The 13,380-nt window shown below is 61.5% G+C and carries 9 protein-coding genes and 3 pseudogenes; 10 read left to right on the top strand and 2 right to left on the bottom strand.

Annotation, left to right across the window (positions count from 1 at the left end):
* Positions 1-358 precede the first annotated feature (358 nt).
* The gene (locus EYS21_RS23550) at positions 359-616 is read left to right on the top strand and encodes a hypothetical protein (RefSeq protein ID WP_207307687.1); all 258 of its coding nucleotides are present in this window, start codon (positions 359-361) and stop codon (positions 614-616) included.
* A 49-nt stretch (positions 617-665) separates the two neighbouring features.
* Here EYS21_RS23550 and EYS21_RS05445 read toward each other — a convergent pair.
* A pseudogene (locus EYS21_RS05445) lies at positions 666-1,132 on the bottom strand (rhodanese-like domain-containing protein); the annotation flags it as partial.
* Positions 1,106-1,292: pseudogene (locus tag EYS21_RS23675) on the bottom strand (TSUP family transporter); the annotation flags it as partial. The pseudogenes EYS21_RS05445 and EYS21_RS23675, both read right to left, overlap by 27 nt.
* Positions 1,293-1,479: 187 nt before the next feature.
* On the opposite strand from EYS21_RS23675, the gene EYS21_RS05440 reads away from it, so the two are divergent.
* From EYS21_RS05440 to EYS21_RS05395, 9 genes and pseudogenes are all read left to right on the top strand, one after another.
* Positions 1,480-2,760: an MFS transporter gene (locus EYS21_RS05440; protein ID WP_131132176.1), complete on the top strand. Its 1,281-nt coding sequence runs from the start codon at positions 1,480-1,482 to the stop codon at positions 2,758-2,760.
* A complete protein-coding gene (locus EYS21_RS05435) occupies positions 2,757-5,261 on the top strand; it encodes a glycoside hydrolase family 3 C-terminal domain-containing protein (RefSeq protein WP_207307686.1) in 2,505 nt (834 codons plus the stop codon). Before EYS21_RS05440 ends, EYS21_RS05435 begins: the two co-directional genes overlap by 4 nt.
* A 4-nt stretch (positions 5,262-5,265) precedes the next feature.
* Positions 5,266-5,895, top strand: a complete 630-nt coding sequence (locus EYS21_RS05430; protein WP_131132175.1) for a TetR/AcrR family transcriptional regulator — start codon at positions 5,266-5,268, stop codon at positions 5,893-5,895.
* 82 nt (positions 5,896-5,977) lie between these two features.
* Positions 5,978-7,246, top strand: coding sequence for an MFS transporter (locus EYS21_RS05425; protein WP_131132174.1), 1,269 nt, complete (start codon positions 5,978-5,980; stop codon positions 7,244-7,246).
* A 925-nt stretch (positions 7,247-8,171) separates the two neighbouring features.
* Complete coding sequence (locus EYS21_RS05415; RefSeq protein WP_242633298.1) at positions 8,172-8,450, top strand: hypothetical protein; 279 nt, start codon at positions 8,172-8,174, stop codon at positions 8,448-8,450.
* 576 nt (positions 8,451-9,026) lie between these two features.
* Positions 9,027-9,147 (top strand): annotated as a pseudogene (locus tag EYS21_RS05410) (aldehyde dehydrogenase family protein); the annotation flags it as partial.
* Between the two features lie 707 nt (positions 9,148-9,854).
* Entirely contained in the window at positions 9,855-10,172 is a 318-nt protein-coding gene (locus EYS21_RS05405; protein WP_131132172.1) for a metalloregulator ArsR/SmtB family transcription factor, read from the top strand.
* Positions 10,173-10,208: 36 nt separating this feature from the next.
* Entirely contained in the window at positions 10,209-11,657 is a 1,449-nt protein-coding gene (locus tag EYS21_RS05400) for an ABC transporter substrate-binding protein (protein WP_131132171.1), read from the top strand.
* A gap of 215 nt (positions 11,658-11,872) precedes the next feature.
* Entirely contained in the window at positions 11,873-13,225 is a 1,353-nt protein-coding gene (locus EYS21_RS05395) for an amidase family protein (RefSeq protein WP_131132170.1), read from the top strand.
* Positions 13,226-13,380: the final 155 nt, after the last annotated feature.

The following is a 13,380-nucleotide window of genomic DNA, read 5'->3' as shown; positions in this document are numbered from 1 at the left end:
GGATCGTCGAGCATCCCTGCCCGACGCTGGTCACTATCGTTAGCCTTCCCGGCGGGCATCGGGTCAATGAACTGAACAGCCCGGAAAATGCCACTGCATGGCTGGTAACGCACGAACTCGCGCCCGAAGGAACCGGACTGTTGGCCTATTGCCAGCTGCAACTCACGGACCTGAGAGGGCACCTCCGGGAGGTCCCGGAATCGCACACCAAGGGCGTCGCGCGCCGGCTGCCGCATCCCTGGAGGCCATCAATCGCGCCCTGACAGCAGTGCCAAGCGCGGCGCCGCTGCGTTACGACCCTGCTCAAGGTCTGTCCCGAGTCCTGAGCCACCCAGTTACCCAGCTCTTGGATCACGACATGGCGAAGATCACCGAGGATGCCGCTTCATTGTTAACCGGCCTGGATGCGCATCGCCTCGGCAGTGCGCGTCCAAGCCATGCGATCGATTCCTGCTTCGAACCCACTCAAGGCGCCAGTGGCGCTCCGAACGATGCGGTGCCAGACAACGCGCCAGTCGCGCCTATGTCCGCAAGCACGACAAGACTTCGTCGAGTGACTAAACCAATTGCAGGGCCAAATCCCGGACAGGCAGGGCTGCCCGAGCCGGAGGAGTGACCAGCCCGGGCGTCTCAGGAGATGCCTGGTTAGGCTGCGGGAAAAGAGTTCAGCGTGCATCCCCGCCGGCGTAGCTGCCGTCGAGTTCGACGACGTCGTACCCGGCACGGCGCAGGGCGCTGGCAGCGACCGAGTTCCGAACGCCGGACTGGCAGTAGGTGACGATGGTGCCGTCGGCCGGAAGCTTGTCGAGGTGCCACATCAGTCGGCCGCCGCTGAACTGGCTACGAGCCGGGGATGTGCCCGGACGTGTGCTCGGTCTTGTTGCGGACGTCCAGGACCATGGCGGCGTCGAATCCGTCGAGTTCCTCGGGCTGGATCAGCGTCGGCGTGGACATGGGGAGTCCTTCGATGCTGGTGACGTTGTCGATGCCGACCCGTACCGGGTGGTCCCACATATCCTGCGCGGCTTCTTGGTCCTGGCCAAAAGCACCAGCGGGTTCTTGTCCGTTCCGCGTCCACTACCCAAGCGCCGTAGCTGGCCACTGATTTCCGGCCGCGGAGCATGGCCACGGAGGTGGCCACCATCATGACGGCGAAGGCCATCAGCAGAATCTGGCCAGGGATGTGCCCGCCCAGCAGGCGCCCGACGAATGCCGCCGGCCATGCCCACTGGGCCGAAGATCAGGCCAGGCCGCCACATTACCCTGCCGCCGCGGGCGTGGCTGATCACTGTTCTAAACGGTTCCCTCGAAGGCCGCAGCCTGGCCAGTTCCCGGGCCGGTTTCCTTCAAAAATTCCCTATATAACAATACGGTTAACAGACCGAGTACTCGGTCGGTTAGTGCTATCGTGGTATTTATCACATTTGGCATTGCTGCCTGATGTTCCCCGCTCCCGATCCATAGAAAGTGATGAGACCCATGGTTGTGTCTGATCCGGCTGCAGGGGCGTCGTTGCCGTCGCCCACCGCCTTTGCTCCCAAGGAAAAAGCCAAAGCAAACGTGATCGCCACGATGGTGCTGGCCCGGCTCGGGCTTATGACGGCCCTTTCCGTGCCCATAGTGGCCGGGATGACGCTCAAGGTGCAGTCCTTGGTGTCCGAGGCTGCAGTTGCCCCTACACTCGGTCTCGTGATCTCCATGGGCGCCTTCGCCGCCCTCCTCTTCGACCCCATCTTTGGCCGGCTCAGCGACCGCACCATTGGCCGTTTCGGCCGCCGTCGCCCGTGGCTGGTCGCTGGCGCCGTGGGACTCCTGGTGAGCCTGGCCGTGATCGCGCTGGCACCAAATGTCGTGGTTCTTGGCATTGGCTGGTTCTTGGCTCAGGCATTTGGCAATGCTGCGGTCGCTGCCCATACAGCATCGCTGGCAGACCAGATACCTCAGTGGCAGCGCGGCAAAGTCAGCGGCATGATTGGCATCGCCTCCCAGGCCGCAGGCTTGGGGGCGGCGTACTCGGCAAGTCTTCTCGGGCAGAACATGCTCCTTCTCTTCCTGGTTCCCGGAGTCCTCGGCCTGATCCTTGTCCTCGTCTTTGCATTCGTGCTGCCGGACCAGCCCATGGAACGCCGGCCTGCATCCGAAGGCGGCCTGCGCACCGCATTCAAGACATTCTGGGTAAACCCGGTCAAGCACCCGGACTTCGCATTCGCCTGGATCTCACGCTTTCTCGTCGTCCTGGCACTGTTCATGTTCGTCACGTTCCGCCTCTTGTACCTGCAGCAGGACCTGGGCCTTTCCAAAGAGGACGCAGCAGGTGCTTTGGCGACCGGTGTCCTCATTTACACCCTCGCCCTCGTTACGGCAGGCCAAATAGCCGGATGGGTATCGGACAGGCTTGGGCGTCGAAAGGTCTTCATCTGGATCTCAGCCATCATCTTCGGCATAGGCACGTGGATGCTGACCCTGGCTGACTCCACCACCGGGTTCTATTGGGCGGAACTGGTCATCGGCATCGGCTTCGGCATCTACATCGCTGTTGACCTCGCCCTCGTCATCGATGTCCTCCCCAACCCGGATGACACAGCGAAGGACCTGGGCGTCTTCAACATCGCCATGGCCGGTCCCCAGACACTTGCACCGGCAGTATCAGCTGCACTGCTCACATTGGGTGGCGGCAGCTACGACCTCCTGCTGACCGTAGCGGCCGTGATTGCCCTGCTCGGTGCGCTGACCATCCTCCCGGTAAAGAAGGTCCGATGAGCGAAAATCAAGTCCCCACCTGCACAGACAGTGAAGAGACTGCAGCAATGGGCCAGGACCTTGGCAGCGCCATCGAACAGGCAATTGCCGCTTTGGACCTTCCTTCGAAGGTGAAGCTCCTCTCGGGCGCAAGGATGTTCAGCTTGTCCGATGAACCCGCGATCGGCCTCCAGGAAATCATCATGTCCGATGGCCCCTCAGGGGTACGCGGGCCACTGGTGGTCGGAGGACGGGTCGCTTGCCTGCTGCCCAACGCAGCGCTCATCGCCCAAAGCTGGGACCTGGACGTGATGCGCGAGGTCGGACAAATCCTTGCAGACGAAGCAGAGGACCAAGAGACCCATGTTGTCCTGGGACCCACGGTGAACCTTCACCGGACCCCTCTGGGCGGACGCCTGTTTGAATGCTTCAGCGAAGACCCCGTCCTCACCGGCCACCTAGGAGCGGCCTACGTACAATCCCTGCAGAAACGGGGAATCGCGGCGACACCCAAACACTTCCTGGCCAACGAAGCCGAAACCGAGCGCACCACCGTGGACTCGGTGGTTCCAGAAGACGTTCTCCGGGAGTTGTATCTGCTGCCCTTCCAGATCATGGTGGAAGACGCCCGACCCTGGGCGATCATGGCCTCCTACAACAAGATCAACGGAACCACGGCCACCGAGCACGACGAACTCCTGAACAAGATCCTCAAAGAGGAATGGGGCTTTGACGGGCTGGTGATGTCCGACTGGCTCGCCACCAAAACAGCCGTGGAAAGCGCCAACGGCGGACTCGACCTCGTCATGCCCGGACCGGACACTCCCTGGAACCGGTCCCTGGTGGATTCCGTCCAAAAAGGTGACGTGTCCGAAGACACCATCGATGACCACCTCCGCAGACTTCTCAGGCTCGCATCGCGGGTGGGCGCCTTCGCCGGCGGCGGCACCTGGACAAAGAACCTGCCCCGCCCTGACAGCCCGGAACGCCGCGAACAGCTGCGCCGACTCGCCGCCCGCAGCATGGCCGTCCTGGTCAACCGCGACAACACTCTTCCACTCCGCAAGGACTCCACCGAAAGCGTGGTGGTCATCGGCCGTCACGCCATCGATACCGTGGCGCAAGGCGGCGGCTCCGCCATCGTGCGCCCGCCCCACGTCGTCAGCGCTGCCACGGGAATAACGCGGGCCCTCGGCGAGGACCGCGTAACCATCGTCGATGGGGTCCGGACCCGCACCCAATGGCTCGCAGCGAATCCCGAACTCCTCCGGGACCCGGAAACCGGGACCCGCGGCGCGCGCGCACGGACCTTCGACAAGGAAGGAAAGCTGCTCGTCACCCGCCATCTCGAAATCCCGGAGCTTGAAGTCAGCGGAGAAAGCTGGGCCTCCGGAGCGGCGTCCATCGAACTCTCAGCCGAGCTGGCAATCGACCAGCCCGCCAGGATGATGATCGGCACCCGCGGGGCCGGCAATTGGGACGTATCCGCGCCTGGATACCGGGAGTCCATACGGACGCCCTTCCACGACGGTCCAGGCGGTGGCTTCTTCCGTCCCAAGAGCCATGCCGTACCACTGGACGTCGCTCCGGGCGCACGGATCACCGCGACCACTGAAGCTGAGAACGAGAACCGCCTCATCGGCCTGGTCGCGGAACCCGCACTGAAAAACAGCGCCGCCGCCATCCGGGACGCTGTGGCGGCCGCCGCGGACGCCGACGTGGCCGTCATCGTCGTCGGTTACACGCAGGAACAGGAAACCGAAGGCCAGGACAAGAGCACCCTCGCCCTCCCCGGGGACCAGGACGCCCTCGTGGCGGCCGTGGCAGCCGTGGCGAAACGGACGGTCGTGGTCCTGAACGCCGCCACACCCGTTCTCATGCCCTGGATCGCGGACGTGGACGCCGTGCTCTTTGCCGGCCTGCCGGGACAGGAAGCGGGCGACGCCATCGCCGCGGCACTGACCGGCGACGTCGAACCTGCAGGACGCTTGGTAACCACCTTCCCCGCCCGGGACGGCCAAGGCCCGGCATGGTCAGTGACACCAGGTAACGGCAAGCTTTCCTACTCAGAGGGAACAGGAGTGGGATACCGCGGATGGAGCACCTCCACCGAGCAGCCCCTGTTCTGGTTCGGACATGGCCTCGGCTACACCGAATGGGACTACAAGGCCGCCGAGATCACGTCCATGGAGCGGGAAACCGTGAAGTCCGTACGCGTGACGCTCGGCAACGCCGGGAACCGCGCAGGAACAGAAACCGTGCAGGTCTACCGCTTCCCCGATGACCCCTCCATCCCTCCACGGCTCATCGGCTGGGCGCAGCTTCACCTGGAACCCGGCGAACAGGCAAGCATCGACGTCAGCTGCGATCCCCGCGCGCAACGGCTGTGGAACAGCACTGTCCATCGCTGGGACGACATCGTCGGAGGCCGGATCGTCATCGCGCGTGGACTTGGCGATGTCAGACTGGAACTGGCTCCCACAGGGCGCGAGGCCATGACGGCCGGAACAAGCAAGGAGTAAACCCATGTCGTACCCAGCCGGATACCGGATCGAGCGGGAGCACCCCAGACGCCGTCAGAGCGGCGAAACAGCAAGGCTGAAGGCAATCCAGGCCGCGATTGAACTCTTCGCAGTGGGCGGTTACGGTGGAACCTCCATCGCCGATGTCGCGGCGAAGACCGGACTCTCGCAATCCGGCCTGCTCCATCATTTTCCGTCCAAAACGGTCTTGCTGGCGGCGGTGCTCGAGCACCGCTCCAAGGAAGACGCAAACTTCCTTTTCGACGGCGAGCAGGCTCCGCTGGGCTGGGCAGCCTTCGATGCCCTGGTGTCCCTGGTTGCGAGGAACTCCACCCGGCCCGACTGGGTGGGGCTTTTCGTGAGGCTCTCGGCCGAAGCCACCGAACCGGGACACCCCGCGCATCAATGGCTTCTGGACCACTACTCGAGCCTGCGCCGGTGGCTTGGCGAAGCGTTGGAAGACGGGAAGGTCCACGGGGACGTCGCACAGGACGCGCCCGTGGAGGCAATCGTCAACAACACCATCGCCGTCCTCGACGGCATGCAGCAGCAATGGCTCTGCGCTCCAGGGAGTTTCTCCATGGTGTCGCAGTTCAGAACCTTCATCGAAAGCATCAAGACCACCTGGGGCTAAGGTCCGGCACCGGGGAGTTCCGCTTGATCCGCGGACGTTCCCCTCTGTTGCCGTGCCCCGTCACCGGAGAAAGTCAAAAGACATGGAAACTCCTGCCACACATCAAGTAGCCGCTGAAAATGACGCCCCTGACCGGCACGCACGACAGCGGCGCACCATCGGCGTTCTTATCGCAGGACAGATCCTCGGCGGACTAGGAATGGGCGCCTCGCTCTCGCTCGGTTCCCTCCTTGCCGTCCAGGTTTCCGGTTCCACGGCCTGGTCAGGCATGGCCGCCACGATGAACACACTCGGCGCCGCCGCCTTTGCCATCCCCCTGGCCCGCGCCGCCGTGAAACGGGGACGGGGAGTTTCGCTCGCGGCCGGATCGCTGACGTCCGGATTCGGTGCAGCCATCGCCATCGCCTCGGCGGCACTGTCCTCCTTCCCGGCCTTGCTGATTGGGCTCATCCTGCTTGGCGCGGGAACCGCTGTGAGCTTCCAGGCCCGCTTCGCCGCCACGGATCTGTCAACACCAAACACCCGTGGCCGCGACCTTTCCATCGTCGTATGGTCAACCACCATAGGGGCAGTGTCGGGCCCCAACCTCTTCGAACCCGGAGAGGCCGTCGGCACACTGCTCCACTTGCCGCCCCTAACGGGCGCGTTCGCGTTCACAGTGGCAGCCCAGTTACTTGCCGCCCTCGTCTTTTATGCAGGCCTCCGGCTTAAGCCTCCGGTTCGGGGGCCCAAACCGGGAAAAGACAGCGGCACCAGAACCAAACCTGATTCCGGCTTCAAGATCCTTCGCCGCAAACCCGGCGCCCGCTACGCCGTTACCGTGGTGGCGCTCAGCCACGGCACCATGGTGGCACTCATGGCAATGACCCCGGTGCATCTGCACAACAACGGGGCAAGCCTTACCGTAGTCGGCATGACCATAAGCCTCCACATTGCAGGCATGTTCGGTCTTTCGCCGCTGTTCGGATGGCTCTCAGACCGCCTCGGCCGGATTCCCGTGCTGCTGCTGGGTCAGGCAATGCTGCTTGCTTCCTTAGTGCTCGCCTGGCTCGCCCCGCACACCATGGTGACTCCAAGCCTGATCCTCCTGGGCCTGGGATGGTCCGCATCAATCGTTTCCGGTTCGGCATTGGTTGGCGACTCGGTATCAGCAGTCGAACGGGGTCCCCTCCAGGGCGTTTCAGACCTCCTCATGAACCTCACCGGAGCAACTTGCGGAGCCTTGGCAGGACCCGTCCTCGCCGCCGTCGGCTATTCCGGGCTAGGCACCGGAGCCATGGCACTGGTCGGAATCGTCACCGTGTGGACTCTTTGGCAGTTGCTCACGCGCCGCCGGGCTCCAGCCAGCTGACATGACCATCGTCAGTTGCGCGCCGCAGACTGAAAAAATCGCCGGCACACTCGCAGCAGCCCAGCAGGATATGGAGTTCCACTCACGCCTTGCCGTGGGGCGTCACCACCTGGAAAACTTGCTTGCCGGTTTCTCCGCCATGGCCGCCGCCGGAGATCCTGAAGGGGCTGGTGGCCCTCCTCAGGGGCGCCCGCCTTGTCGCGGAAGAACACGACGGCGGGCGCCGACTCATGTCACGGGCGAGGTTCTCAGCCGGCTTGCCCCAGAGGGGCGGCACGTAATCCTCACTACAAGTAATCTCACGCTTGTGTACAACGGGCCCGACATCGAATACACCGGCACCTACCAGTGCTGGACAACGGAGATGGGCCCGGAGTGTACGCCTTGGCACCTTCAGCGGCAGCTTGGTTACCGGGCCTCACGTCTGGAGATGGTCGGAGCACCTGTTCCGTTTTCCGTTCGAGGACTGAGCGCCCTGGAGCTGACAGTAATGATGGAATTCAACGTCTTGGGCTTTGCCCAAGTTGAGAGAGAAGCAGGCCACTGTCGGAAAGCCGGCGAGGAGGTCGAAAAGTGCGATCAGGCTGCCTACCGGCGTACAAAATGGTTCGAACCAGTCATGCATGCGCGACAAGCTGCAGGACGAGAAGCCCAAGGCTGGGCGAACAGTACCGGGTTTCCAGCCGATCTCGTTAAATCCACTGAACCTCGCTCACAGGTGAGGAGTCCGTCTGGTACAGGCACACCCAAGCCAACAACAACGACCAGATCTTGAATCTGCGTAAGAGCAGCCCCGAACACATGGGTGAGTTGTGGCTACCGCCCTATCTGACAGAGCTGACCAGCATACGCGTCAGGCCTCCCGGCCGGCAGCAACCAACAGTAATTCGATCGCACATGCCGATCGAATTAGTAAGGAGGACTTGTGTCCCACGATCCGCATCTATCGCTAGCCTACGCTGCCTTCCCGGCAATGGGTGGAGACCTTTTCCAACATCCGGAAATGTCTCTTTCAGTTGAAGTCGTCACTGTGGAGGAGCCCCAGAGCAGGGACGAAAAGCTACACGACGCCGTAAACAACTTGATACCCGCGGCTTTGGACCGCAGGCAGGGGATCCTCGTAATACAACGCGATTACGGCAAATACACCCTTCGAGTCGATTCCAATGTGCCATGCGGCACAATTCTCGAGTCCCGCATTTAGATCGTGAAAGATGAACAAAAGAATGCGCCCACCCTGGTTGCGCAATCGAAGACTCGAGAGCAAAGAGTCGACTTGGATGCAGGCAGGCTTTATGAATGAGCGCACGAACCGCCTTCGGTGCAAGCATGGTCCCGCCTATCCATGAGCTACACACAAACCTGACAGAGGCGTCTCGGCTGGGCAGCAAAATACGGGACTTAGACCTGGTCGAGTGAGAGGTTCGGTCGCACCGCCCGCCCAAAGCCGCGGACAATTCCTATGGGTTATCCACAGCTACTGCTGCTATGGGAGTTAGCCAACGGCTCCCGACTCTCAGCCGTGGATAACCCGAATTGACTCCAACTGTGGACGGAATGGAATAACCGCGTCAGCTTGTCGAGCTTAATCAGGTTGACGGAATATCCGTTATCGGCGTTGCCAAAGTGGCGAGGGGAGAGGGCAGAAAAGGGGCTTATCGAGGCCACTGCCAGTGCCGGCACAACATCGGCACCACCGCCAGCAGTCCATTCATCCCGGTCCCCGCCAGACAAGGCGCCACTGACTCAACCCTCGATCCCCAAAGGCTTCCCTTGCGGTGCCGCAGCGCCCTTCGGCGGGGTAAAACAATCCGGCCTGGGCCGCGAAGGCGGATCAGAAGGCATCGCCGAATACACCACCACTCCAATACATCGGCATCGCCGACCCCTACAGGGACTAGATTAATGGATACCGTTTTGGACGTTCTTTCTGCCACTAAAGGCAGAAAAACGTGGCTTATCCGTCTGGTCCTGGCCCGCAAGGGTGCCAGTTTCAGGGCAACTGAACCAGCCTGTGCGGCACGTCCGCGTCGGACTGCGTAGGGTCTGGGGGCACAGTGGCTCGCAGACGATCACTGTCAAGGTTCCAGGGAGCGTCGAAAGTGCATGACCACAAGCCGAAATTTCTACCTCCAACGGATGCTGAGTACGTAGGGGACTGGGCAACGCTGGCACTAGGAGACGACGTCTGTATCCTCCCTGAGGATGGACCTGAAGTGTCTGGTCGCGTCGATGCAGTCACAGAGGAAGGCACAATTCTCTGGCTTCATTTGGCAGCTGGGGAAGGGCGCAAATTGTTTTTGCGTTCCGAAGGACTGGTTGTTTGGAAGGTCCCAGCCAGCCGGGAAAAACGCCGGTCGTGAACCGGCCTTGGCGGTTGCTTGCCCGTAGGTTGCTTTTGGCGATGACGCTGGTATCGACCGGGTCGTTCTATGCGAATTCCCCGGACTGCTGACCTGGCACGTTCGACAAACTATGCCGTGGGCGACCACCAGTGTTGTGCCCGGTACGTAAATACGTAGGCAGCTGTTTACCGGCTGGGCTACAGTGGATGAGAAGAGTTTCTGCAGTAGAGCTGCAACCTGCGTGATCATCGAGGAGGAGAACGGTGCCCGACTATGCCGCTTTGGCCTTCTCGGTTATGGCCGATCCGACTCGCCGTTCGATCCTTCGATTGCTGAGTGAAGAGGAAGAGCTCCCGGTGACGGGAATAGCCCAGCACTTTCCCGAAATGACACGGGCCGCCGTTTCCTCGCATCTGAGGGTACTGCGCAGTGCGGAAATGGTGTCCGAAAGGCGCCGGGGGCAGTTTCGCTTCTATAGTTTGGGGCCCAACCGCGCTGATGACGTCGTTCAGTTCCTGCACTCCGTTTACCAGCGAGACCTGGATGCTTTTGTCCAGCGCGCCGAGGATGGCACGACCTGAGCAATGGCCATCCTGACTGAACGTTAGGTCAAAGCGATGAACGATCTTTCGTTCTTTGTCCGGGCGTCCTCCACGCTGCCTCCTGAGCATCTATGGGCAAACCTCGCCGAGGGAAGTGCAAGCGCCTGGCCGGTACTTGAACACTGCGGACGCCTGCGCGTTGGCGAAACAGTAATTTTCAGCCTTCCTCACCCCGATGGCTCCGCGGTGAGATCGTCCGGACGAATTGCCCGTATCCAACCCGGACGTCGTATAACCGTTTATCAGGAGACGCCTTGGACCGGGCGAATCCAGTTTTCACTGCAGGCCAAAGAGGCTGGAAGTATTGTCACTGTCCACGTTCAGCTCGGCTCTGACTGCCTGCCTTGGTTCCTATCCGGCGGCATCACCCTGACTCCAGCAGATGGGGAGAGAACAGGACCGCGCATTGGCCTTCTTGTTCCCCTCTCAGGGGCCGCCGGCATAGTGGGGCGTGCCATCGTAAACGCCGCGAGGATGGCTATCGATGAACTGAATGACGCGGGCGCCTTCGGTTTCGGCAATGCCGAGTTGGTTGTTGCTGACGAACGCACGAATGCGACTACATCTCTGCAGCTCTTTGAACGACTGGTTCAGTCCGAACGCTGTGACGTCGTGGTGGCCAGCGTGCCGTCCGCTTCGATGGCGTTAATCAGGCCAGCAGCGCTACGCCGGGGAACATTGCTTCTATCTGCTGCGCTCAGTGAGCACAACGACGTCGGACGCAACGTCTTTCAATTTGGTGAAACACCGTTGGATCAACTCACGACTTCTGTGCCTGGCATAATGCACTCGTCCGCGGCCAGCAACTGGTTCATTCTGGGCTCCGACTATGTGTGGCCCCGCTCCATTGGCACGGTGGCGCAGGAGCTCATTAAGTATCATCGGGGAACGGTCGCGGGCATACATTATCAAGCGCTGGGAAGTGACAATTTCAGCGATGTTATCGCGCGGTTAGCGGCAAGCGACGCCGATTTGATCCTCTCGTCTCTTGTTGGCCTCGACGCTGTGATGTTCCAGCGGGCCTTTCACGAAGCAGGCCTGCGGTCCCGGTTCCGTACACTCGCTACAAACTTCGATGAATCGATTCTCGATCATACTGGGCGGGATGAAGCGGAAGGCATCTGGTCTACTCAGGACTACTTCATGCCCGCGTTATCCGATGAGATGGACGAGACAGCACGACGTTACAGGGCGAGGTTCGGGGACATTGCACCGCGGCTAAGCAGCATGGCCAAAGCGGTCTTCGACACCATAACCCTTTATGCCCAAGGGGTGCAGGTCGCAAAGACTGTAGACCCGGACGCTGTAGGTGCCGTCATCCGGGCAGGAGGAGCCGGGGGTCAACGCCTTCTGAAGCGTCACGGCGGTGAGCATCTGCCCACCGGGGTGGCCGAGGTGACAGCAAGCGGCTTCCGTCCCATCGAGTTGCCAGGAGTCGTGCGGACTTCTGTTGGCGGGAACTGAACGTGCGGGCGCCGTGAGGGCCTTCCAGGCAGCTTGCGGACTCCCATCCGGACTTTCGCTTGTACTTCCTGCTCAGGACATTTATTGCACCGGAGGTTGACGTGGTCCGCCTCACAATGCGTTAATGGGTAAAGATTTTCTTACATACTTACCTACCCGTAAGTGGTTTTCGGCTCTTCCGGCCCCTCTTGTTCAGCGCAAAGGACTTCCCACTGATGACCATGACCTTGGCAGCGTGGCTTACCCTCGACCCAAACGCCCGTAGGGATGCTGCATGTGAGTCCCGGGCCGCAGCCGCGAAGAGTGCAGTCAGCCACGGAACCTATATTTTTGTTGCCGATGAGAGCGACATCGATGCGGAAGTGAAGGCAGCCGGGAAAGCGTCCTGGTCCGGCATCCCGATAGCGGTCAAGGACAACATCGACGTGGCGGGCTTTCCCACAACAGGAGGCGCAAGCTTTCTCGCCAACTCCATCCCGCAAATTGATGCCGGCGTTGTAGGCCGGATGCGTCAACTCGGGACGGTGGTTGTGGGCAAAACAAACCTGCACGAACTGGCGTTCGGCATCACGAGCAACAATGGCGCTTTCGGTCCTGTGCGCAACCCCGTCAATCCCTTCCTGTCGGCAGGAGGCTCATCGGGTGGCAGTGCTGCGACCGTAGCCGACGGCACAGTTCCCCTGTCCCTTGGAACCGACACGGGAGGTTCTATCTCAATCCCGGCAGCGTTCTGCGGTGTTGTCGGTTTCCGGCCCAGCCTTGGCCGCTACCAGGGCGACGGGGTTCTCCACTTGAGCTGGACACGCGACACTATCGGGACACATGCGAACACAGTGGCCGATCTCCGCCTTGCAGATGAACATATCTCTGAACAGCCCCGGGTTCCTGCACGGCCGGTGCCGTCGGAACTGGTAGTCGGCATAGCAAACTACTTCTACCAGGACCTGGATCCCGCAGTCGGAAAAGTTGCCGAGCAGGCCTTGGATGCACTCACCCGTTCGGGCGTCCGCCTCAAACACGTGGATCTACCCCGTCAGCTCAAGCACGCTGAAGAGATCGGCAGAACAGTGGTCGGGTGGGAGGCGCCCCGCTCAATTCTCGCCTACCTCCGCGGGCTGGACGCGCCCTACTGCGGGCTGACGTTTGAGGATGTCATCGCCGGCACGTCGTCTCCGGATGTGGCAAACCTTCTTCGGCACCTGCGGGATGATCCTGTCCTGCTCGAGGAGTACCGCGAGGCAATGAAAGCCAGATGGCAGTTGCGACACGCATACGCCTCAGTTCTCTCCGAGGCGGGTGTGAACGCAATGATTTTCCCTACTTCACCGGTGTTACCCCCGGATCTGGGGCTCGACAAAACCCTGACGCTGAACGGCCGGGATCTGCCGATCTTCCCTACCGTTACTCGCCACACTGCACCCGGAACCGTCATGGGCGTTCCTATGGTCACCCTCCCCGCAGGCTCGGCCGAAGGTCTTCCCGTCGGGATGACTCTCGAAGGCGGCTTCTTGACCGACCCTGCGCTGCTGGCCCTGGCTGAAACCGTGGAATCCGTCCTGGTTTCCTGACCGCAACCTGTCCCCTGGCAGGACGGGTTCAGCAGCATTTTGCACTCCTCCTAGACGCCCCGGCGGGTGACAGTCCCCGCCGGGACGGCAGTTCACTGCACGCGACCAAAAGCTCACGCATCCAGCGAACCTGCCTGCCCTCAGTTTCACAAGCA

Origin of the sequence: Arthrobacter sp. S39 (assembly GCF_004320525.1) — a bacterium.
In the GTDB taxonomy this organism is placed as follows: domain Bacteria; phylum Actinomycetota; class Actinomycetes; order Actinomycetales; family Micrococcaceae; genus Arthrobacter.
Note: the sequence above shows the minus strand (reverse complement) of the source record. Positions and strands in the feature narration are given on the sequence as shown.